The organism is Klebsiella sp. MBT K-1 (genome assembly GCF_002556465.1).
Taxonomy (GTDB): domain Bacteria; phylum Pseudomonadota; class Gammaproteobacteria; order Enterobacterales; family Enterobacteriaceae; genus Klebsiella; species Klebsiella grimontii.
Genome location: NZ_PDEL01000022.1, coordinates 66281 through 86935, shown reverse-complemented (window position 1 = coordinate 86935; position 20655 = coordinate 66281). Strand labels below are relative to the sequence as shown.

Annotated in this window: 21 protein-coding genes; 5 read left to right on the top strand and 16 right to left on the bottom strand. The window is 57.0% G+C overall.

The genetic code is table 11. The annotated features are described in order from the left end of the window. Positions 1-9: 9 nt before the first annotated feature. Complete coding sequence (fadA, locus tag CMQ96_RS25725) at positions 10-1173, top strand: acetyl-CoA C-acyltransferase FadA (protein WP_064411698.1); 1164 nt, start codon at positions 10-12, stop codon at positions 1171-1173. A gap of 126 nt (positions 1174-1299) precedes the next feature. Further along, a complete protein-coding gene (locus CMQ96_RS25720; protein WP_004870464.1) occupies positions 1300-1611 on the top strand; it encodes a hypothetical protein in 312 nt (103 codons plus the stop codon). A 44-nt stretch (positions 1612-1655) separates the two neighbouring features. Here CMQ96_RS25720 and fre read toward each other — a convergent pair whose 3' ends face one another. Continuing rightward, positions 1656-2357, bottom strand: a complete 702-nt coding sequence (gene fre / locus CMQ96_RS25715; protein WP_004870462.1) for an NAD(P)H-flavin reductase — start codon at positions 2355-2357, stop codon at positions 1656-1658. 54 nt (positions 2358-2411) lie between these two features. Beyond that, a complete protein-coding gene (gene ubiD / locus CMQ96_RS25710) occupies positions 2412-3881 on the bottom strand; it encodes a 4-hydroxy-3-polyprenylbenzoate decarboxylase (protein WP_024360609.1) in 1470 nt (489 codons plus the stop codon). Between the two features lie 177 nt (positions 3882-4058). Between ubiD and rfaH the strand changes: the two genes are divergently transcribed. After that, positions 4059-4547 (top strand): transcription/translation regulatory transformer protein RfaH, encoded by a 489-nt coding sequence (gene rfaH, locus CMQ96_RS25705; RefSeq protein ID WP_004097595.1) that lies wholly within the window; start codon positions 4059-4061, stop codon positions 4545-4547. 6 nt (positions 4548-4553) lie between these two features. Here rfaH and tatD read toward each other — a convergent pair whose 3' ends face one another. From tatD to udp, 9 genes are all read right to left on the bottom strand, one after another. Further along, positions 4554-5348 carry a 3'-5' ssDNA/RNA exonuclease TatD gene (gene tatD / locus CMQ96_RS25700; RefSeq protein WP_176519010.1) on the bottom strand — a complete coding sequence of 265 codons (795 nt, stop codon included), beginning with the start codon at positions 5346-5348 and terminating at the stop codon, positions 4554-4556. A 30-nt stretch (positions 5349-5378) separates the two neighbouring features. Next, complete coding sequence (gene tatC / locus CMQ96_RS25695; protein ID WP_004097593.1) at positions 5379-6152, bottom strand: Sec-independent protein translocase subunit TatC; 774 nt, start codon at positions 6150-6152, stop codon at positions 5379-5381. 2 nt (positions 6153-6154) lie between these two features. Continuing rightward, the gene (gene tatB / locus CMQ96_RS25690) at positions 6155-6694 is read right to left on the bottom strand and encodes a Sec-independent protein translocase protein TatB (RefSeq protein ID WP_024360611.1); all 540 of its coding nucleotides are present in this window, start codon (positions 6692-6694) and stop codon (positions 6155-6157) included. A gap of 3 nt (positions 6695-6697) precedes the next feature. Then, complete coding sequence (gene tatA, locus CMQ96_RS25685) at positions 6698-6949, bottom strand: Sec-independent protein translocase subunit TatA (RefSeq protein WP_004127537.1); 252 nt, start codon at positions 6947-6949, stop codon at positions 6698-6700. A 76-nt stretch (positions 6950-7025) separates the two neighbouring features. Beyond that, positions 7026-8666 carry a ubiquinone biosynthesis regulatory protein kinase UbiB gene (gene ubiB / locus CMQ96_RS25680; RefSeq protein WP_064342058.1) on the bottom strand — a complete coding sequence of 547 codons (1641 nt, stop codon included), beginning with the start codon at positions 8664-8666 and terminating at the stop codon, positions 7026-7028. Further along, entirely contained in the window at positions 8663-9268 is a 606-nt protein-coding gene (locus CMQ96_RS25675) for an SCP2 domain-containing protein (RefSeq protein WP_004870452.1), read from the bottom strand. The genes ubiB and CMQ96_RS25675 overlap by 4 nt, the downstream gene beginning before the upstream one ends. Positions 9269-9281: 13 nt before the next feature. Further along, entirely contained in the window at positions 9282-10037 is a 756-nt protein-coding gene (gene ubiE / locus CMQ96_RS25670) for a bifunctional demethylmenaquinone methyltransferase/2-methoxy-6-polyprenyl-1,4-benzoquinol methylase UbiE (RefSeq protein ID WP_004127530.1), read from the bottom strand. Between the two features lie 70 nt (positions 10038-10107). After that, positions 10108-11556, bottom strand: a complete 1449-nt coding sequence (rmuC, locus tag CMQ96_RS25665) for a DNA recombination protein RmuC (RefSeq protein ID WP_064371520.1) — start codon at positions 11554-11556, stop codon at positions 10108-10110. 138 nt (positions 11557-11694) lie between these two features. Continuing rightward, positions 11695-12456: a uridine phosphorylase gene (gene udp, locus CMQ96_RS25660; RefSeq protein ID WP_004097583.1), complete on the bottom strand. Its 762-nt coding sequence runs from the start codon at positions 12454-12456 to the stop codon at positions 11695-11697. A gap of 267 nt (positions 12457-12723) precedes the next feature. Between udp and CMQ96_RS25655 the strand changes: the two genes are divergently transcribed. Continuing rightward, positions 12724-13536, top strand: coding sequence for a dienelactone hydrolase family protein (locus tag CMQ96_RS25655; RefSeq protein WP_024360615.1), 813 nt, complete (start codon positions 12724-12726; stop codon positions 13534-13536). Positions 13537-13539: 3 nt separating this feature from the next. Here CMQ96_RS25655 and CMQ96_RS25650 read toward each other — a convergent pair whose 3' ends face one another. Both CMQ96_RS25650 and metE read right to left on the bottom strand, forming a co-directional pair. Further along, entirely contained in the window at positions 13540-14229 is a 690-nt protein-coding gene (locus CMQ96_RS25650; RefSeq protein WP_024360616.1) for a transporter substrate-binding domain-containing protein, read from the bottom strand. Positions 14230-14394: 165 nt separating this feature from the next. After that, positions 14395-16656 (bottom strand): 5-methyltetrahydropteroyltriglutamate--homocysteine S-methyltransferase, encoded by a 2262-nt coding sequence (gene metE, locus CMQ96_RS25645; RefSeq protein ID WP_098067525.1) that lies wholly within the window; start codon positions 16654-16656, stop codon positions 14395-14397. 232 nt (positions 16657-16888) lie between these two features. Here metE and metR point away from each other — a divergent pair, with 232 nt between their 5' ends. Then, positions 16889-17842, top strand: coding sequence for an HTH-type transcriptional regulator MetR (metR, locus tag CMQ96_RS25640; RefSeq protein WP_098067524.1), 954 nt, complete (start codon positions 16889-16891; stop codon positions 17840-17842). Here the strand turns inward: metR and CMQ96_RS25635 are convergent. The 3 genes from CMQ96_RS25635 to pldB all read right to left on the bottom strand — a co-directional run bounded on the left by CMQ96_RS25635 (position 17730) and on the right by pldB (position 20554). Further along, positions 17730-18629 carry a carboxylate/amino acid/amine transporter gene (locus CMQ96_RS25635; RefSeq protein WP_098067523.1) on the bottom strand — a complete coding sequence of 300 codons (900 nt, stop codon included), beginning with the start codon at positions 18627-18629 and terminating at the stop codon, positions 17730-17732. The two genes, metR and CMQ96_RS25635, sit on opposite strands and share 113 nt — an antisense overlap. Positions 18630-18717: 88 nt before the next feature. After that, the gene (gene yigL, locus CMQ96_RS25630) at positions 18718-19518 is read right to left on the bottom strand and encodes a sugar/pyridoxal phosphate phosphatase YigL (RefSeq protein WP_004133236.1); all 801 of its coding nucleotides are present in this window, start codon (positions 19516-19518) and stop codon (positions 18718-18720) included. Positions 19519-19561: 43 nt separating this feature from the next. Next, positions 19562-20554 carry a lysophospholipase L2 gene (pldB, locus tag CMQ96_RS25625; RefSeq protein ID WP_024360620.1) on the bottom strand — a complete coding sequence of 331 codons (993 nt, stop codon included), beginning with the start codon at positions 20552-20554 and terminating at the stop codon, positions 19562-19564. Positions 20555-20655: the final 101 nt, after the last annotated feature.

Below are 20655 nucleotides of genomic sequence, written 5' to 3'. Positions count from 1 at the left end.
GGAGTCACAATGGAACAGGTTGTCATTGTCGATGCAGTTCGTACCCCGATGGGCCGTTCGAAGGGCGGCGCCTTTCGCCACGTGCGTGCGGAAGATCTCTCCGCGCACCTGATGCGTAGCCTGCTTTCGCGTAATCCGTCTCTTGAGGCGAGCGCGATCGACGATATTTACTGGGGCTGCGTCCAGCAGACCCTGGAACAGGGCTTCAACATTGCCCGCAACGCGGCGTTGCTGGCGGAGATCCCGCATTCGGTACCCGCCACCACGGTCAATCGGCTGTGCGGTTCTTCTATGCAGGCGCTTCACGACGCGGCGCGTATGATCATGACCGGCGATGCCAGCGTCTGCCTGATTGGCGGCGTAGAGCATATGGGCCACGTTCCGATGAGCCACGGCGTGGATTTCCATCCCGGACTGAGCCGTAACGTCGCCAAAGCCGCCGGAATGATGGGTCTGACGGCAGAAATGCTGGCGCGTCTGCACGGCATCAGCCGGGAAATGCAGGACCAGTTCGCCGCCCGCTCCCACGCTCGCGCCTGGGCCGCGACGCAGTCCGGCGCATTCAAGACGGAGATCATCCCGACCGGCGGTCACGACGCCGACGGCGTGCTGAAGTCTTACAGCTACGATGAAGTCATTCGCCCGGAGACGACGGTAGAAGCGCTGGCCGCGCTGAGACCCGCGTTCGATCCGGTCACCGGCACCGTGACGGCGGGAACCTCTTCCGCCCTCTCCGATGGCGCCGCAGCGATGTTGTTAATGAGCGAAAGCCGCGCCCGCGAACTGGGCCTGAAGCCTCGCGCTCGCGTGCGCTCGATGGCTGTCGTCGGCTGCGATCCGTCCATCATGGGCTATGGCCCGGTTCCCGCGTCAAAACTGGCGCTGAAAAAGGCCGGGCTCAGCACCAGCGATATCGATGTGTTCGAGATGAACGAAGCTTTTGCCGCCCAGATCCTACCGTGCATTAAAGATCTGGGGCTGATGGAACAGATAGACGAGAAGATCAACCTCAACGGCGGCGCGATCGCCCTGGGCCATCCGCTCGGCTGTTCCGGCGCGCGCATTAGCACTACGTTGATCAACCAGATGGAGCGTAAAGACGCGCAGTTCGGCCTGGCCACCATGTGTATTGGTTTAGGTCAGGGGATCGCGACGGTATTTGAGCGGGTTTAATCGAAGAGTTAATCCCCGAAATAGTTTAGTTGCCGTTCTTCCCGCCTGTCAGGGGCGGGTTTTTTATTTCTACCGATCCGTTATTATCGCCATGTACCTAATGATTATTAAGGATAATGAAGAGTGATGAAAACACTCCCAATCATTTTTCTGCTAACCACGTTCTCTGCCGCAGCGCTCGCCAGCGAACAGGATAGCGCTCAGGCATGCCTTTCCAGGGGGATCAGTAAAATGGCGCAGGATCCTGGCAGCGATCGGCTAAAGCATCTGGTCATCACCGACATTAATACCGAACGCTATGATGAGAAGATAGGCAGCCAGCATATCGCGACGCAGCTCACCGCTACGCTGGAAAAAGAAGGGAACCCGGTAGGGAAAATGCTCTGTTTGCTGGAAAACGATCGGCCGCTGTACGTTTACTTCAGCGATGACCGGTAAAAACAGCACCCAGGCCAAAAGCCCGGATGCTTTCAGAGCGGCTATCAAATAAACGCAAAGGCATCGCCAAACAGGCGATCTTCACGCGCGCCGCGCTCGTTGCAGAACAGGTCACGGGCAATTTTCGCCATCTCAAAACGGCCGGCGATATAGATATCATGCTCGCCCAGCGTACCGTAATCCTGCAGAACCGCCGTGAGCACGGTTCCGGTACGGCCACGCCACTCAGCTTCAGGCTGCTCAACAACGGGTTCAACGCGCAGGCCCGGATGCTGCAGGCTTAACGCTTCCAGCTCGGCCAGATCGTAGAGATGCTTCGCTTCGCGTCCGCCCCAGTAGATGGCGATATCGCGGTTCGGATTGCGCGCCAGCGCGGTGAGCAGAATCGAACGCACGTAAGAGAAGCCCGTCCCCCCGGCAATCAAAATCAGCGGGCGTTCTTCATCATCGCGCAGCCAGGCTTCGCCATGCGGCATATCGACCTCGATTTCACGCTCTTTCAGAATACGATCCATCACCGCCATCGCATACAGGTTAAGTTCAGATGCACCGATATGCAGCTCGATAAACTCCTGTTCCGACGGCGTAGAAGCCATGGAGAATGGGCGCTTATCGCGTTCGTCCATCACGACCATCAGATACTGACCAGCCCGGAAGGCAAACGCCGCTTCCGGCACTAATCGAACGCGATACACAGTATCGGTAATCGCCTCCACCGAGGTCACTTTACAGCTTAAGGTTGTCATGCGTCCCCTCTGTCGGGTCTATTGTGCAAAACAGCGGCGTAGCCCCGCTTACTGTTATTTGAAGATAGCCAGTTCGTCCCAGATGGCGTCGACGCGCGCCGTCACCTCAGGATCTTTTTTGATCGGACGACCCCACTCGCGCTGGGTCTCTCCAGGCCATTTGTTTGTGGCATCCAGCCCCATTTTTGAACCCAAACCGGAAACCGGTGAGGCAAAATCCAGATAATCAATTGGCGTATTTTCTACCAGTACCGTATCACGCGCCGGGTCCATACGGGTAGTAATCGCCCAAATCACATCATTCCAGTCGCGCGCATTGACATCGTCATCGCAGACGATAACAAACTTGGTATACATGAACTGACGGAGGAACGACCAGACGCCCATCATGACGCGTTTCGCGTGACCGGCGTACTGCTTCTTCATCGTGACCACCGCCAGGCGATAGGAACAGCCTTCAGGCGGTAAATAGAAATCCACGATTTCAGGAAACTGCTTTTGCAGGATGGGGACGAACACTTCGTTCAGCGCAACGCCCAGTACCGCGGGTTCGTCCGGCGGACGCCCGGTGTAGGTCGAATGGTAGATGGCGTCTTCACGCTGAGTAATATGGGTGACGGTAAAGACCGGGAAGTTATCCACTTCATTGTAGTAGCCCGTATGGTCGCCATACGGGCCTTCCGGCGCCATCTCTCCGGCCTCAATATATCCTTCCAGCACAATCTCCGCGCTGGCGGGCACTTCCAGATCGTTAGAGATGCACTTAACGACTTCGGTTTTCGTGCCGCGCAGCAGCCCGGCAAACGCATACTCGGAGAGGGTATCCGGAACCGGGGTCACCGCCCCGAGAATCGTCGCCGGATCGGCGCCCAACGCGACGGAAACAGGAAAACGCTCGCCTGGATGCGCTGCGCACCACTCCTGGAAGTCCAGCGCGCCGCCGCGATGCGATAGCCAGCGCATAATCAGCTTGTTCTTGCCAATCAGCTGCTGGCGATAAATACCCAAATTTTGCCGCTCTTTATGCGGACCGCGGGTCACCGTTAGCCCCCAGGTGATCAGCGGCGCGGCATCTTCCGGCCAGCAGGTCATGATCGGGATGCGGGTCAGATCCACCTCATCGCCGTGGATGATTTTTTGCTGGCACGGGGCTCCACGCAGACGCTTAGTCGGCATATTCAGCACCTGCTTGAACTGCGGCAGCTTATCAAACAGGTCGCGGAAGCCTTTTGGTGGTTCCGGCTCTTTCAGGAATGCCAGAAGCTTACCCACTTCCCGCAGCGAACTGACATCCTCCTGCCCCATTCCCAGTGCGACTCGCCGCGGCGTGCCGAAAAGATTACACAGCACCGGCATGGCGTAGCCTTTAGGATTTTCGAATAGCAGGGCCGGACCGCCAGCGCGCAATGTGCGGTCGGCAATTTCAGTGATTTCCAGGTGAGGATCGACCGGCAGGGAGATCCGTTTCAATTCCCCCTGCTGCTCCAGTAATGTCAGAAATTCGCGTAGATCGTGGTATTTCATGGAGTTGTTATTGACCTCTATACAGGCGGCTGATTATACGGCGTTCGCCGGAGCTATGCTGTATTTTTGTTAAATTAGCGTGAAAGAACGCTGAAATTTAGTTTTCACCCGCAATGATTTCGCGATCGTACCGGGCTTTTGTTATGCTTGCTGCTAGTAGCATTGGAAAGAGTCATTATGCAAGCCTGGTACTTACTTTATTGCAAACGTGGGCAGCTTGAACGCGCCCAGGAACACCTTGAGCGGCAGGCCGTGAATTGCCTGATGCCAACGATCGAGCTGGAAAAAATCGTCCGCGGTAAACGCACGACGGTCAGCGAGCCCCTGTTCCCAAATTATCTGTTTATCGAGTTCGATCCGGAAGTGATTCATACCACCACCATCAGCGCAACGCGCGGTGTGAACAGCTTTGTGCGTTTCGGCGCGCTGCCCGCTATCGTGCCGTCTGCCGTCATTCATCAGCTTTCCATCTACAAACCGGAAGGGATCACCGATCCGGAAACGCCGCATGAAGGCGATAGCGTGCTGATTACCGATGGCGCCTTTGAGGGTCTGCAGGCTATTTTTACCGAACCGGACGGTGAAGCCCGTTCTATGCTGCTGCTGAATTTGCTTAACAAGCAGGTGCTACAGAGCGTGAAAAATACTGATTTTTATAAAATCTGACGGCGCCTAAAAGCGCACGCCAAAGAGTCTTCTGACGTTAGCATCGGTAATCTCTTCCAGCCACTGCGCCTCTTCCCCGCGCCATCCCGCGATGCTGGTCAGAATATGCGGCAGGTAGGCGGGCTCATTGCGGCGGGAAGCGGGTTTTGGCCGCATATCGCGCGGCAGCAGATACGGCGCATCGGTCTCAACCAGCAGGCGATCTGCCGGAATATCCGCCAGCAAGGCTTGAAGCTCCAGCCCCCGACGCTCATCACATACCCAGCCGGTGATACCAATAAATAAACCGTGCTCAACGCATTCGCGCATCTCTTCACGGCTACCCGTAAAGCAATGCACCACGGCCCCCGGGAGCTTATCAAGCCAGGGAACCAGCAGGGCCAGAAAGCGCTCATGCGCATCGCGACAGTGCAGGAATACCGGCATCGACAGCTCCGCTGCCAGCGCCAGCTGGGCGCTAAACGCCGCTTCTTGCTCCTGAGGCGTCGAAAAGTTGCGGTTGAAATCGAGGCCGCATTCGCCAACCGCGACGACTTCCGGCTCGCGAGCCAGCGCATAGACCGCTGCCGCTACCGATTCCGTCCAGCAGCGACTGTCGTGGGGATGAACGCCGGCCGTTGACCAGCATCCCGAATAGCGGCGCGCCATCTGCTGCGCCTGCGCGCTTTCATGCAGGTTGGTTCCCGTCAACAGCATCCCGGTCACGCCCGCCGCCCGGGCCCGGGACACCACCTCATCGCGATCGCGGGAAAACTGCGAACTGGTCAGATTTACGCCGATATCAAACATCATCGCTCCCATATGGCAACCGCCCTGGCGGGCGGTTGAGCGTTATTCTTCTTTACCCTGCGCCTCTTCGGCGGCGGCATCCTCGTCACGCGTCAGGCGTTTACCGGTATAGAACCGCGCGAAGAAGACACCGACCTCAAACAGACAGTACATCGGAATCGCCAGCAGAGTTTGCGAGAACACGTCCGGCGGAGTCAGCAGCATCCCCACAACGAATGCGCCAACCAGGACATAGGGGCGTTTCTTACGCAGGTCGTCCGGCGTGGTGACGCCCATCCAGCACAGCAGCACGATGGCCACCGGAACCTCGAACGAGACGCCAAACGCGATAAACAGCGCCATCACAAAGTCGAGATAGCTACGAATATCGGTAGAGACCTGTACGCCTTCCGGCGCCGCGTGGGTCAGAAAGCCAAACGCCAGCGGAAAAACGACGAAGTAGGCGAAAGCCATACCGATATAGAACAGCAGCGTACTGGAGACCAGCAGCGGCATAACCAGCCGACGCTCATGCTTATACAGCGCTGGCGCCACAAAGGCCCAGACCTGATACAGAATGACCGGTACCGACAAAATTATCGATACCATAAAGGTCAGCTTGATCGGCGTGAAGAAAGGCGAGGCCACATCCGTCGCGATCATGGTCGCGCCAACCGGCATCTGCCGAATAAGCGGCGCGGAAACCAGCTGATAGATATCGTTGGCGAAATAGACTAACGCCAGGAAAATGACCAGAATCGCAAGAATGCTGTTGATCAAGCGCTTGCGCAGCTCGATCAGATGCGTAATTAGCGGTTGAGTATCGTCTACGCCCATTTTTACTGTTTATCACTCGATACAGGGGAGGAAGAATCGGAAGCCGACACGGCAGTTTTTACTTTCACTGCCGGGATTTCACTCTGCGAAGCGGAAAGCTCTTCAGCCACGGGGTCAGGCGCATGCTCCGGCGCGCTGGCCTGGTGTTCAGCCGTCGCCGGCGTCACGTCCTTGCGCTGCTCTTCACTCCCTTTAACGACCGGGTTGTGAATGGTGTTGGCTTCATCGCTGGCTTTTTCAGGATCGTGGGCGGAGTAGGATCGCTTCATAGATTCAGCCGCTTCACGCAGCTCATCCATTGAAGCTTTTAGCTCGGGCGTCAGGTTGTCCAGGCTGGCCTTTTCCACCTTTTTAAGGCTTTCCTGAAACTCCTGCAGTTTTAATTCCTGCGTTATTTCATTTTGTACGGTAGCCGCAAGCGACCGCAGCGTGCGGATCCAGCTAACCACCGTCTTTACCGCTACCGGTAGTCGCTGCGGCCCCAAAACGATGAGGCCAATCACGAATACCAGCAGCAGCTCACTAAAACCGATATCGAACACGAATTACACCTGCTCTTTGTCGTGGCGTTTAGTCTCGTCTTTCTTTACATCATCCGGCTTATCAGCAAGGGTTTTCGCCGCAAAATCGGCATCGGGTGCGGATTTTTCCGGTTTATCTTCGTCGCTCATGGCCTTTTTAAAGCCTTTGATCGACGCTCCTAAATCTGAACCGAGCGAGCTCAGCTTTTTTGTCCCAAAAAGCAGAACCACGATGACGACAACAATGAGTAACTGCCAAATACTGATACCACCCATACACATTCCCCTATGACAGATGATGATTATTAGGACGCATTATACACATTATGCGCGGTGATAAAGGCGACCGCCGTCAGTTCGTCTTTCGCCAGCCGATAAGCCAGGTTACGACGCCAGCGGCCATCAGCCAGCCCGGCATCATGCCCCACTCGGGACGGTGGATGAATAACAGCGTACCACTCAGTAATAAAACCGCGCCTATACCAAACAGATAGCGGGACTGACCCTGGCGCACGTGTCGCACCTGGATGTCGCGCACGATGGTATCGACGCTATTCTGCAACTGCTTGCTTTGCTGCAGGCTCTGATACACCAGCTCAGGTATTTCCGGCATTCTTTCGATCCAGAACGGCGCTTTTTCTTTAAACGCCCGCACCAGAGCCGGAATGCCCACCTGTTCTTTTATCCACGACTCAAGGAACGGTTTCGCCGTTTTCCACAAGTCTAACTGAGGATAGAGCTGGCGACCTACACCTTCTACGTAAAGTAATGTCTTCTGCAGCAGAACCAGCTGCGGCTGCACTTCCATATTGAAACGTCGCGCCGTGTTAAACAGGTTCAGCAACACGTGGCCAAACGAGATTTCCGCCAGCGGCTTTTCAAAAATAGGCTCGCAGACGGTACGAATAGCAAACTCGAACTCTTCAACGTTGGTATCCGCGGGAACCCAGCCGGAATCAACGTGCAGCTCCGCAACTTTGCGGTAATCGCGGTTGAAGAAGGCAATGAAGTTTTCCGCCAGATAGCGCTTATCTTCTTTGTTCAGCGAGCCGACGATACCGCAGTCAATGCCAATGTACTGCGGATCTTCCGGGTGGTTACGGCTGACAAAAATATTGCCCGGATGCATATCGGCATGGAAGAAGCTGTCGCGGAAAACCTGGGTAAAGAAGACCTGTACGCCACGCTCAGCCAGCAGCTTCATGTTAGTCCCCTGCGCTTCCAGCGCGGCGACGTCGGACACCGGGATCCCGTAAATCCGCTCCATCACCATCATGCCTTCGCTGCAGTAGTCCGAGTAAACTTCCGGGACATAGAGCATCGGGCTCTCTTCGAAGTTGCGGCGAAGCTGGATAGCGTTAGCTGATTCACGCAGCAGGTTGAGCTCATCCAGCAGCGTTTTTTCGTATTCGCGAACCACTTCCTGCGGGCGAAGACGGCGGCCGTCCGGCAGCAGACGCGGCACCCAGCGGGCAAGACGGTAGATGAGCTTCATATCCGCTTTGATAACCGGAACGATATCCGGGCGAATCACCTTAATGACAACCTCTTTGCCGTTCTCTTTCAGACGTGCGGTATGCACCTGGGCAATAGAAGCGGAAGCGAGCGGTTCAATCGAGAAGTCATCAAACCAGGCCTCTACCGGCAGGCCGCCCATGGCTTGCTCAATTTGCTTTTTGGCCTGCAGACCGTCAAAAGGCGCGACGCGGTCCTGCAGCATGGCCAGCTGATCGGCAATATGGGGTGGAAAGAGGTCGCGACGGGTCGAGAGCATCTGGCCAAATTTGATCCACACCGGCCCCAGCTCCTGTAATGCGAGGCGCAGTCGCTCGCCGAGAGGGCGGTCTTTATGGCGATTGGGCATCCAGAACAGCATCCGCCGCCAGATTCGCAGCGGCAGCGTGATACGCATTTTGGGAATGAGCTCATCCAGCCCGTAGCTCAAAAAGGTGTGGACGATAAAATACAGGCGCCGTATTTCTCCTGGCGTCATTTGCCCTCCAGCGTTTCCAGCCGTTTTTCCAGCGCGGCCAGGGTTCGTTCCACCGCAGCGGTTTCCTCTGCAAACCAGGCCAGCTCCAGCGGACCCGGCGCCAGGCGCCACTCTTCGGTAATCGCTTCCGCTACATAGCGCTGCTGGCGCTGAGCGCCATGCACAAGAAAGCGAGCGCCGCCGCGGAATACTTTACCGAAGCCTTCCGCAACAACATCACCGGTATACGGGGCGAGCAGTTCAGCCGGATCGAACTCCGCCAGATCGCACAGCGTGACGGTATTTTGCACCACCTGCAGATCGCCCTCTACTTCGAGATCGCCGCTACGAATCAGCGCGGTAAGCTGCTGGCGATTGCGTAGCTGCGGAAGCACGCTCAGGCGGGTACGCACGGTGCAGTCGGCCTCGCCTTCCCACGCGCCCAGCACATCCAGCTGGCGTTCGCTAAAAACCAGCACCACCGGATCGGAAAGCTCTTGCAGCTCGACGCGCAGCACTTTCCCCAGCAGACGCTGGCGGGCGGGTTTCAGCGCCCGATCGCGCCAGAGGAAAGCGTTGAGGACCGTCTCAAGACCGGCGGTAACCAGTGGTTTGAAAGGCATAGCGTCCCTCCTGTCAGAACTTATAACCGCGGTGTAGCGCAACGATGCCTGCCGTCAGGTTGTAGTAGTCGACGCTTTCAAACCCTGCGTCCTGCATCATACCTTTCAGCGTCTCCTGATCGGGGTGCATTCGAATAGATTCAGCAAGATAACGATAGCTTTCGGCATCTTTAGCAACCAGCTCACCCACGCGCGGCAGAATATGGAAAGAATAGGCGTCGTAGGCTTTGCTGAGCGGCTCAATAATCGGTTTCGAGAATTCCAGCACCAGCAGACGACCGCCTGGCTTTAATACGCGATACATGGAGCGCAGCGCTTTTTCTTTGTCGGTCACGTTACGCAGACCGAAAGAAATCGTAATGCAATCAAAGGTGTTGTCCGCAAAAGGCAGCGCTTCAGCGTTTGCCTGGACGTATTCCACGTTGCCGACGATGCCGATGTTGCGCAGCTTCTCACGGCCCATTTTCAGCATTGAGTCGTTGATATCCGCCAGCATCACGCGGCCGGTTTCGCCCACCAGACGAGAGAATTTCGCCGTCAGATCGCCGGTACCACCCGCCAGATCCAATACGGTTTGCCCGCGGCGGACGCCGCTGCAGTCGATGGTGAAACGCTTCCACAAACGATGAATACCGAACGACATCAGGTCGTTCATTACGTCATATTTTGCGGCCACAGAATGAAATACATGCGCCACCATGTCAGCTTTCTGCTCTTTGGCGACAGTCTGAAAGCCAAAATGCGTCGTTTCTTGTGAATCCTCAACCATCTCAATGCCTGCTTGCTTATCAAGAAAATGTTCGTTGAGTGTAACAGGTTTAGCGCACTTCCCATACGCTTCAACGCGGCTGAGGGCGGTTATCATACGCGGCGGCAGCGGCCGTATCGGAAGAAAAATCTTTATCTTCCTGAACGTTACCGTCATCTGTAAGGAAGTATTCCTCATCCTGTGCGGTTGCCTGTTCGACTAAGTCAGGATTAATCCCACGTTTAACCTCCACGCCCAGCTCGCGAAATGATTCCGCCTGCACCAGCAGGTTGCCTCGCCCGGAAGCGAGCTTTTTCATCGCCTGGCGGTAGTTATCCTGAGCTTTATCCAGGCTCTGGCCGATAGCGGACATATCGTCAACAAACAGGCGCATTTTGTCGTACAGCCGCCCCGCTCTTTCGGCAATTTTCTGCGCGTTACGGCTCTGATGCTCATAGCGCCAGAGATTGGCGATAGTCCGCAGCGCCACCAGCAGCGTAGTCGGGCTCACCAGCATAATGTTGTTTTTCAGCGCTTCGCTAATGAGTTCCGGCTGGCGATCGATCGCCAGCAGGAAGGCCGGCTCCACCGGGATAAACATCAGAACGTAGTCGAGCGAGCGCAGCCCCGGCAGCTGCTGGTAGTCTTTACGCCCCAGCAGTCGCATATGGTTGCGTACGGAAGCGATATGCTCCTGCAGCGCCGCTTCACGGGTATAATCATCTTCGGCATTGAAATAGCGTTCGTAGGCCACCAGGGTCATCTTGGCATCGATAACCACGTCTTTCCCCTGCGGCAAACGGACAATCACATCAGGCTGCATCCGCGAGCGGTTGTCCGTTTCGATGCTCACCTGGGTCTGATATTCATGGCCCTCCCGCAGCCCGGACGCTTCCAGCACGCGGGTCAACACCACCTCGCCCCAGTTGCCCTGGGTTTTGTTATCGCCCTTAAGCGCGCGAGTCAGGTTTAGTGCCTCCTGGGCCATTTGCGCATTAAGCTGCTGGAGATTACGGATTTCATGGGCCAGGGTGTGGCGCTCCCGCGCTTCCTGGCCAAAGCTATCCTGCACCTGACGGCGAAAACCATCCAGCTGCTCGCGAAGCGGCGTCAGCAGGCCGTGCAGGCTCTGGCGATTCTGCTCATCCACCCGTCGGTTGCTGTGCTCAAAGATGCGATTCGCCAGGTTCTCAAACTGCTCGCTAAGCCGCTGCTCGCTGTTGACCATCTGGCGGATTTTATCTTCGGCATGCAGCTGAGTGGATTCAAGACGGGTTGTCACTTCACGGAGATCGGCTTCCAGCGAGGCGTTGATATCGCGCAGGCTGCGCAGCTCGTTATTGAGCAGTTCGCACTCTTCTCGCCAGTGGGACTCCTGCACCAGCTGCTGGCGGGCCGCGCTCAGTTCAATATCCAGCTCGCGCCGCTCTTCGATAAGATCGGCGCGAATTTGATCGGCGTGCGCTTTTGTCGCCAGCCAGCCAACAATCAGGCCCACGGCCAGCGCCGCAACGGCACTCATAATAATCGAAATATCCACAACGCCCCCTGCGGCAACCACTTACGGCACAAAATAGAATTGTGCTGTACAAACGTCCAGTTGGAAAGGGTTTTCCTGCGAGGCGCTACGCAAAAAAGAAGAGCCGGAGAGTCCGGCCCTTTACGGAAAGGAGAAGAACTACAGCAGGCGACGCGCCGCTTCCACGACAATTTTCACCGCGTGGCTTTCGGTTTGCTTCATGGTTTCCGCGTTCGGAATTTCCTGCTGGGTACGGTTGACGATAACTCCGGCAACCATCCCGGCGCGCAGGCCCTGGCTGGCGCACATCGTCAGCAGCGTGGCGGATTCCATTTCATAGTTCATCACGCCCATCGCCTGCCACTCTTCCATCGAGCCTTTAAAGCGGCTCACAACGCGGCCGGAGAAGGTGTCGTAACGTTCCTGACCCGGATAGAAGGTGTCGGAGGAGGCGGTCACGCCGATATGGGTGGTTGCGCCGATAGATTTCGCCGCTTCAACCAGCGCGGTAGTACATTCAAAATCAGCCACCGCCGGGAACTCCATGGGCGCAAAGTGCAGACTTGCACCGTCCAGGCGGACAGAAGCGGTAGTCACCAGAACATCGCCTACGTTGATGTGCGGCTGGATGGCGCCGGTGGTGCCAATACGCAGGAAGGTACGGATGCCGAGCTGGGCCAGTTCTTCCACGGCGATAGAGGTCGATGGGCCGCCGATACCGGTAGAACATACAATCACTGCTTTACCGTCCAGCTCCGCGCGCCAGGTGGTGAATTCACGGTGAGATGCCAGCTTAACCGGCTTATCCATCAGCGCGGCGATCTTTTCCACACGCTCCGGATCGCCAGGGACGATAGCCAGCGTAGCCCCTTGTAAATCGTTTTTGGTGAGGCCGAGATGAAAAACATCAGACTTGGACATAAAAAACTCCTCTGTGGGTCGAATTATCAGCAGAAGCAAAACGGTACTTTACAGAAGCTGTCGGCTCAATTTTGTGACAACAATCACCACGAATGAAATTCATTGCAATAACTTTCCATAAAAGGGTGATATACATCACATTAACAAGCTAAATCGCGGAAGCCTGAACAAAAGATAGCCTGTTTCGAGCACTGTGTTTGGTTAACGTCCTGTCCAGAGCAGCTATAGTTATTGCTGCGCTAACAAATTAAGGGTACGGAGAATACCATGACGACAATTAAGCAAACCGGCTTTGCACCTGCAGCCACGCCGCACGCCGCCACTGCCGTTCACACATCAGATGAGAACATCGTCTCCGGAGAGACATCAATCCCTTCGCAGGGGGATAACATGCCGGCATTCCACGCCCGCCCGGGGAACGTCGACGGCCCGCTGCCGGTCGTCATCGTGGTTCAGGAAATTTTCGGCGTGCATGAACATATTCGCGATATTTGCCGCCGTCTGGCGAAAGAGGGGTATCTGGCTATCGCTCCAGAGCTGTACTTCCGCCAGGGCGACCCTAATGATTACAGCGACATCCCTTCTCTGTTCCAGGGGCTGGTTAAAAAAGTGCCGGACTCTCAAGTGCTGGCCGACCTCGACCACGTGGCCAGCTGGGCCTCCCGCCACGGCGGCGATGCCCATCGCCTGCTGATTACCGGCTTCTGCTGGGGCGGGCGCATTACCTGGCTGTACGCTGCGCATAACCCGCAGCTAAAAGCCGCCGTCGCCTGGTACGGCAAACTGGTCGGCGAGAAAACGTTGAATTCGCCGAAGCATCCGGTGGATATTGCCGTCGATCTCAACGCGCCGGTTTTAGGGCTGTATGGCGCGAAAGATGACAGCATTCCGCAGGATACGGTGGAAACCATGCGCCAGGCGCTGCGGGCGGCCAACGCCACGGCGGAGATCGTGGTTTACCCGCAGGCCGATCACGCTTTTAACGCCGACTATCGCGCCAGCTATCATGAAGAGTCGGCGAAGGACGGCTGGCAGCGGATGCTGGCGTGGTTTGCCCAGCATGGCGGTCAGCGCGGTTAAAGTTCAGCTATTGCCGATATGGCGCTTCACCATCCCGGCAATAGTACCGTCCGCTATCCATGAAGAAAGGCAGCGGCAAATAAATTCATAGTGCTGCGGCGCATTGCGCGGGACGCATATCGCCTGGCGTATCTGGCTAAAGCTGTCGGGCAGAACGCGTAACGCCGGGTTTTCCTGCGCGGCTTGCTCCAGAGGCTGGCGAATACCGGCCGCCATATCGCCTTCGCCGTGGATGAATGCCTGAATAGCCTCCTGAGAAGTGGCGTACTGGCGCATCGTCGCGTGTTTTAGCGTGCGAATCAGATACAGCTCGTAGGCCGCACCTTTACCCACGTTTATCACTACACCTTCGCGGTCCATCTCCTGAACCGACCGTATTTCACTCTCTTTTTTAACCATCGCCGAGCTTTCGATGGTGACGTAGGGCGGCGTGAAGCGAAGCTTATCTTCCCGCGCCGGGTCGATAGCCAGAAAGGCGATATCCCATTGATCCTGCAGCGCCGCATCCACTACCTGCCCGGCCGTCGGCCAGGTCACAAACCGCGCTTCGCGCTGGCTCTCTGCCGCCAGCTTGTTCGCCAGCTCAACGGTTATCCCTCCCGGAGAGCCATCCGGCAGAAGTGTCGCGAGAACTGGGTTGCCCAGGTTAATGGCAAAACGCAAATATCCCTTTTGATCGTTATATTCAGTCATCATTTACCTCCGAAGAGCGACATTCGCCCGGTTCAGGAAACGCTTAACTTTAGCCAAAGAGATCCTTCCTGGGCAAACTCAATACACAGGATCGCGGCTTGTTGGTTGGACGTTCTTAATGCTCTTCTGCTTACCCCGACCCGCCACGAGTCGGGTCGCTCTCCATTAGGCCTGGCGCAGGTTCTGCGCGGCCTTGACCATGTTGGTCAGCGCGCTTAGGGTTTCCGGCCAGCCGCGGGTTTTCAGGCCGCAGTCCGGGTTCACCCACAGGCGCTCGGCCGGGATACGCTGCGCGGCTTTCTTCAGCAGCGCTTCGATCCACTCCACGCTCGGCACGTTCGGGGAGTGAATGTCGTACACGCCCGGCCCGATTTCATTCGGATAGTCGAACTCTTCGAACGACTCCAGTAGCTCCATATCGGAGCGCGAGGTTTCGATGGTAATGACGTCCGCATCCAGCGCGGCAATAGAGTCCATGATGTCGTTGAACTCGCAATAACACATATGGGTGTGGATCTGCGTGTCGTCTTGCGCCACCGCCGCGTTGATACGGAAAGCTTCCACGCCCCACGCCAGATACGCATCCCAGTCGCTACGCTTCAGCGGCAGGCCTTCGCGCAGCGCCGGTTCGTCGATCTGGATGATACCGATACCGGCGGCTTCCAGGTCCGCCACTTCGTCGCGCAGCGCCAGAGCAATCTGCTTCGCAATCGTTTCACGGGTGACGTCCTCCCGCGGGAAGGACCAGCAAAGAATGGTCACCGGGCCGGTCAGCATGCCTTTTACCGGTTTTTCGGTCAGCGACTGAGCGTATTTAGCCCACTCAACGGTGATCGCCTCCGGACGGCTGACGTCGCCGATCACCACCGGCGGTTTGACGCAGCGGGAACCATAGCTCTGTACCCAGCCGTTCTGCGTGAAAATAAACCCATCCAGGTGTTCGCCGAAGTATTCCACCATGTCGTTACGCTCGGCTTCACCATGTACCAGCACGTCCAGGCCCAGGCGCTCCTGCTCCATAATCGCCTGTCTGATGTGTTCGGCGATGCCGGTACGGTAGTTGTTCGCATCCAGATTGCCCTTTTTAAAGTCCAGACGCAGGCCGCGGATCTCAGTGGTCTGCGGGAAAGAACCGATGGTGGTGGTCGGCCAGGCCGGCAGCTTAAAGCGGGCGCGCTGCGCTGCGGCGCGGACTTGATAGGCGCTTTGGCGCTGGCTGTCCTGAGCGGTGATGGCCGCCAGACGCTTCTCCACCGCCGCGTTATGCACGCGGGTTGAGTGGCGACGGGCCTGAATCGGCGCGCTCCATTCAGCAATCGCCGCGGTATCGCCGCTGTTCAGCGCATCGCGCAGCAGCGCCAGCTCCTCACATTTTTGCAGGGCGAAGGCAAACCAGCTCTTCACCTCCGCATCGAGCCGCGTTTCCACGCTCAAATCGATCGGGCTGTGTAGCAGGGAGCAGGAAGAGGCGACCCACAGCTCGCGTTTACCGACGATAGCTTTAACCTGCGCGTATTTCTCGCTCAGATCGGCGCGCCAGACGTTGCGGCCGTTGATCAATCCGGCGGAAAGCAGCCAGTCGGCAGGCAGGCGTTTATGCAGTTCGGCGACATCATCCCGGCCGTGCACCAGGTCCACGTGCAGACCCTGTACCGGCAGCGCGGCGATGGTGTCGAGGTTATCGGTAATGCCTTCAAAGTAGGTGGTCAGCAGCAGCTTAACCTCGCCGTTAAGCGCCTCGTAAGCCGGTTTGAAGGCGTCCAGCCACGCCTGCGGCAGCTCCAGCACCAGCGCCGGCTCATCAATCTGCACCCATTCAATACCGCGTTTTGCCAGTTCAGCCAGCACTTGCCGGTAAACCGGCAGAATATCGTTCAGCAGGCTCAGGCGGTCGAACGGCTCGCCTTTAACCTTACCGAGCCACAGGTAAGTGACCGGCCCGAGCAGGACGGGTTTCGCCTTGTGGCCCAGCGCCAGCGCTTCATCCACTTCATCCAGCAGCTGGGTCCAGGTCAGTTTGAACCGCTGGCCCTTGACGAATTCCGGCACCATGTAGTGGTAGTTGGTATTAAACCATTTGGTCATTTCCGCCGCCGCTGCCGGTTCGCCGGTCGGCGCGCGGCCGCGGCCAATGCGGAACAGGGTATCGATATCGACGGAGCCGTCTTTGTTCTGATGACGAGCCGGCACGTTGCCCAGTAGCAGGCTGGTGGTCAGAACATGGTCGTACCAGGCGAAATCGCCCACCGGCAGCAGGTCAACGCCGGCTTGCTTCTGTTGATCCCAGTGGCGAGCGCGCAGTTCGCGGCCAACAGCCAGCAGTTCTTCGCGGCCGGTATTGCCCGCCCAGTAGCTCTCTTGCGCTTTTTTCAGCTCGCGACGCAGGCCAACGCGAGGGAAACCGAGGGTGTGATTAATAATTGTCATTTTTTTGAGCCTCATAATTTCAATCCGAAAGATTTCGGATTTAGGGAAGGCGGCAAGCTTGCTCATCCCCAGGAGCTTACTGAAGTAAGTGACTGGGGTGAGGAAGTGCGGCCAACGCACCATAAATTCGAAAGATAAAGGATTTAGCCATCCAGATGTTTACACATCCATAATTGGCAGTTACTGTATATTCCTCAAGCGCAAATTATTCATGCCGAAGTGAAGGACTTTCATGATCGAAATTAAACACCTGAAAACGCTCCAGGCGTTGCGGAATAGCGGTTCTCTGGCAGGCGCTGCGGCGGCCCTGCACCAGACCCAATCCGCCTTGTCCCACCAGTTCAGCGATCTGGAACAGCGCCTCGGCTTCCGTCTGTTTGTGCGCAAAAGCCAGCCGCTGCGCTTTACGCCGCAGGGAGAGATCTTGCTGCAGCTGGCAAATCAGGTGCTGCCGCAAATCAGCCGCGCCCTGCAGGATTGCAACGAGCCGCAGCAAACCCGGCTGCGCATCGCTATCGAATGCCATAGCTGTATCCAGTGGCTCACCCCGGCGCTGGAGAGCTTCCGCGCCCGCTGGCCGCATGTGGAAGTGGATTTCCAGTCCGGGGTGATCTTCGACCCGCAGCCGGGCCTGCAGCAGGGCGAGCTGGATCTGGTGATGACCTCGGATATCCTGCCGCGCAGCGGCCTGCACTATTCGCCCATGTTTGATTTCGAAGTGCGTCTGGTGATGGCGCCAGACCATCCGCTGGCGGCAAAGATGCGCATTGCGCCTGAGGATTTAGCGACCGAAATGCTGCTGATTTACCCGGTACAGCGCGCTCGTCTGGATATCTGGCGTCACTTCCTGCAGCCGGCGGGGATCAGTCCACAGCTGAAGAGCGTCGACAATACGCTGCTGCTAATTCAGATGGTGGCGGCGCGGATGGGGATCGCCGCCCTGCCGCACTGGGTAGTGGAGAGCTTTGAGCGCCAGGGTCTGGTGGTCACCAAAACCCTGGGCGAAGGACTGTGGAGCCGACTGTACGCCGCGGTGCGCGACGGCGAGCAGCGTCAGCCGGTCACCGAAGCGTTTATTCGCTCAGCGCGGAATCACGCTTGCGACCATTTGCCGTTTGTGCGGAGTGCGGAGCGACCCAGCATCGATGGACCCATAGCGAGGCCAGGATCACCAGAGCGCCAATAATAAAGCTCGGCCAGCGGGGCTGAGTTTGCCAGATGGCAAGGTTCACCAGCAGCCCGGCGGGCACGTGCATATTGTTCATGATGCCGAGCGTACCGGCATCGACCTGGGTGGCGCCGTAGTTCCACATAAAGTAGCCAATCCCCGATGCCGCCACGCCAAGAAACAGCAGAATGCCCCACTGTAGCGAGGTTTCCGGCATTTTCTGCGCATTCCCCAGCATAGACCAGGCGACAACCGCCACCAGAAACGCCCCGACGTAGAACCAGGCGAAGGCGTTATGCTGCGGCATCGGACGCGTTTCCATCAGGCGCTTGTAGCCCACCATGCCAATCGCGAAGCTGATGTTGGAGAGCTGAACGAGGATCAGGCCGGTCCAGAAATGGTTGGTCACCTGGTCATAACGAATAATGCCCGCGCCGATAACCGCCAGCAGCGCGCTGCAGGCGTAGCCCCAGCGCAGAGGGCGGCGGCTCATTAAATCGTAAATCAGCGTGATGTAGAGCGGCGTCAGAACGGTAAACAGCAGAAGCTCGGATACCGTCAGGTACAAATAGGCCTGGAAACTCAGCATGTACATGATGCCGAGCTGCATCGCGCCTACCAGCATATACAGGCCGATAGTGGTCAGGCTCTGCCCGCGGGTGCGCAGGAAGGGCAAAAACACCAGCGCCGCCAGGCCAACGCGCGTCAGCACCGCAAAATAGCTATCGACGTGGCCTGCCAGGTATTCGCCATACAGGCTAAAAGAGAAGGCCCACAGAATGGTGGTGATAATCAGTAGCGCCACAATGAATGTCTCGTAGAGTAAAGAACACCCATTGTAGCGAAGTGAAAGGTTGACAACTGCTCATTAATAAAACAATCGTCAATCTTTTTTAGTCAAGATAGAGTTTACGCAGATAGTGGGGAACGGCATCATCGACATTGCTGCCGATCACTTCCAACTCAGGGTGCAGGTCTTTCAGCCGCTGGTGCGCGTTGGCCATAATGCAGCCCTTGCCCGCCATTGACAGCATCTCCGCATCGTTCATACCGTCGCCGAAGGCGATACACTCTTTCAGGCTATAGCCAAGCATTTTCGCCACCGCCTCCAGCGCATGCCCTTTCGACACGCCGCCCGCCATCACTTCAAGGCAGGTGACGGTAGAGAAGCTCACGTTCACGCGATCGCCCCAGCGGGCATTGATCGCCTGCTCCAGCGGCAGCAGATGCTCATGCTTATCGCAGGTGAAAAAGACTTTGCTAATGCCTTCCGGGTCCAGCTCGCCCGGCTCGTAGAGCTTGTAGTTAAACACCGCCTCTTTGAAGAAGCGCATCTCTTCCGGACGGTGGCGGTTCATATACCACTCATCTTCACGATAGACGTTGGTCACAATCGCCGGATCGTTACGCATCATCTCAAACAGGTCGGCGGCGATATCGCGGTCGAGGTTGTGGGCGAAGATCTGCTGCCCTTCGCTATCGTGCACGCGAGCGCCGTTCGAGGTGATCATATAGGATTTAATGCCGAGATTATCGCGAATTTGCCCAACATCGATGTAGTGGCGGCCGGTCGCGAACACGAAGTTGATACCGCGTGCGGTAAGCAGCTTCAGCGTCTCTTTGGCGTAGGGAGTTAAGCAGTGATCGGGAGAAAGCAGCGTGCCATCTAAATCAGACGCAACAACCTGGTACATAAAAATTTTAACCTCTAAGCAGGGCGACGAGCGTTTCGCCGGATTAAGTGTGTCGACCAAAAAAATCGACGATAGCGTTTAGCGCGACCGAGCGCATGGCGTCCTTTTCAAAAAGGATCTCATGGTATGCCCCTTCTATGACAAACGGCTTATTCCCTTCACAGGGATGGCCGCCCGCGGCGCGACGTTCACAGTAGCGATCGTGCATGCGGTTATCGACCACCCGCTCTTCTTCCGCCTGGAGCAATAGCGTGGGCGTGACGTCTTTTTCCGCACCGGCCAGCACCTCTTCGCCGGCGAGGATCCCCTCGCGCACCCAGTGGAACGTCGGCCCGCCGACACGCAGCTGCGGCTCATCGGCGTAAAAACGCAGGTTGCGGCGATAGCGTTGGCGGCTGTGCGTCAGGACGTTGACCGCAAAGGGCAGCGCGCGCCAGCGGCCGGTACCGAGGGCATACTCTTCACGAATGCGCTGATGGCCCTCAGCCCAATCGAGAATATGGCGCACCATCCAGTCAGGCAGGCGCATAACGATGCCGAACATCGGCGCGCAGAGCGCCATCGCATCGCAATGCTGGTGGTAGCGCTGCAAAAATAGCGTCGCAATGGCGCCGCCCATGGAGTGGGCCAGTATAAACCGCTTCCGCCAGCGTCCGGGCGCTACCTGCTGCTGCCAGAACGCGGCGAGATCGTCGACGTAATCGCTGAAATTAACGACGTGCCCGCGGTGGGTGTCAGAAAGCATGCGTCCGGAGCGCCCCTGGCCGCGATGATCGATAATCATCACGTCAAAACCGCTGCGGAAAAGATCGTAAGCCAGTTCGGCGTACTTAACGTAGCTTTCAATGCGACCCGGGCAGATAACCACGACCCGATCATGACTTTTGGCGCAGAAGCGAACAAAGCGCACCGGAACGTTATCCACGCCCGTAAATTCAGCCTCTTCCCGCTGACGCCAGAAATCGGTCAGTGGCCCCATGGTAAAGGCCGCAAACGCGTTTTCTCGTGTTTCCCAGTCCTTTTGCTGCAAAAACATCGGGCTTACACCCCTGATAACCGCTGAAAATCGTTTTTTTATCGTGTATCACACAATGCTTACACAATAGCGTATTGTGGCATAAAAACAGACAATCAGGG

Coding starts and splice junctions, on each gene's coding strand:
- fadA (WP_064411698.1), top strand. CDS start 10: ATGGAACAGGTTGTCATTGTCGATGCAGTTCGTACCCCGATGGGCCGT.
- CMQ96_RS25720 (WP_004870464.1), top strand. CDS start 1,300: ATGAAAACACTCCCAATCATTTTTCTGCTAACCACGTTCTCTGCCGCA.
- fre (WP_004870462.1), bottom strand. CDS start 2,357: ATGACAACCTTAAGCTGTAAAGTGACCTCGGTGGAGGCGATTACCGAT.
- ubiD (WP_024360609.1), bottom strand. CDS start 3,881: ATGAAATACCACGATCTACGCGAATTTCTGACATTACTGGAGCAGCAG.
- rfaH (WP_004097595.1), top strand. CDS start 4,059: ATGCAAGCCTGGTACTTACTTTATTGCAAACGTGGGCAGCTTGAACGC.
- tatD (WP_176519010.1), bottom strand. CDS start 5,348: ATGGGAGCGATGATGTTTGATATCGGCGTAAATCTGACCAGTTCGCAG.
- tatC (WP_004097593.1), bottom strand. CDS start 6,152: ATGGGCGTAGACGATACTCAACCGCTAATTACGCATCTGATCGAGCTG.
- tatA (WP_004127537.1), bottom strand. CDS start 6,949: ATGGGTGGTATCAGTATTTGGCAGTTACTCATTGTTGTCGTCATCGTG.
- ubiB (WP_064342058.1), bottom strand. CDS start 8,666: ATGACGCCAGGAGAAATACGGCGCCTGTATTTTATCGTCCACACCTTT.
- CMQ96_RS25675 (WP_004870452.1), bottom strand. CDS start 9,268: ATGCCTTTCAAACCACTGGTTACCGCCGGTCTTGAGACGGTCCTCAAC.
- ubiE (WP_004127530.1), bottom strand. CDS start 10,037: ATGGTTGAGGATTCACAAGAAACGACGCATTTTGGCTTTCAGACTGTC.
- udp (WP_004097583.1), bottom strand. CDS start 12,456: ATGTCCAAGTCTGATGTTTTTCATCTCGGCCTCACCAAAAACGATTTA.
- CMQ96_RS25655 (WP_024360615.1), top strand. CDS start 12,724: ATGACGACAATTAAGCAAACCGGCTTTGCACCTGCAGCCACGCCGCAC.
- CMQ96_RS25650 (WP_024360616.1), bottom strand. CDS start 14,229: ATGACTGAATATAACGATCAAAAGGGATATTTGCGTTTTGCCATTAAC.
- metE (WP_098067525.1), bottom strand. CDS start 16,656: ATGACAATTATTAATCACACCCTCGGTTTCCCTCGCGTTGGCCTGCGT.
- metR (WP_098067524.1), top strand. CDS start 16,889: ATGATCGAAATTAAACACCTGAAAACGCTCCAGGCGTTGCGGAATAGC.
- yigL (WP_004133236.1), bottom strand. CDS start 19,518: ATGTACCAGGTTGTTGCGTCTGATTTAGATGGCACGCTGCTTTCTCCC.
- pldB (WP_024360620.1), bottom strand. CDS start 20,554: ATGTTTTTGCAGCAAAAGGACTGGGAAACACGAGAAAACGCGTTTGCG.